Genomic DNA, 226 nt, shown 5'->3' with positions numbered 1-226 from the left:
AGATGCCGCAGGGGCCGGTCCGCGCCCATCTTGTCCACGGCCACGGCGGAGAGCAGCGACTCCAGGCTGGCCACCAGCATCACCGTGAAGACGGCCGTGATCAGCCCGAGGACCGGCCCGGCACCACGGGAAAGCGTGCCGACCTCGACCGGGAGCTGCGCGGGCAGGGCATCGCCAACGCGGTGTCCGGGCTGATCGGCGGGCTGCCGGTGTCTGGCGGCGCCGT

1 protein-coding gene is annotated in these 226 nt (G+C 73.5%); it reads right to left on the bottom strand.

What is annotated here, in order from left to right:
* On the bottom strand, positions 1-226 hold a 226-nt coding region (locus J0695_RS46060; protein WP_206970161.1), incomplete at both ends, for a hypothetical protein.

It is taken from the genome of Streptomyces beijiangensis, from assembly GCF_017315755.1.
In the GTDB taxonomy this organism is placed as follows: Bacteria; Actinomycetota; Actinomycetes; order Streptomycetales; family Streptomycetaceae; genus Streptomyces; species Streptomyces beijiangensis.
This window is presented reverse-complemented; position numbering and strand designations above follow the sequence as displayed.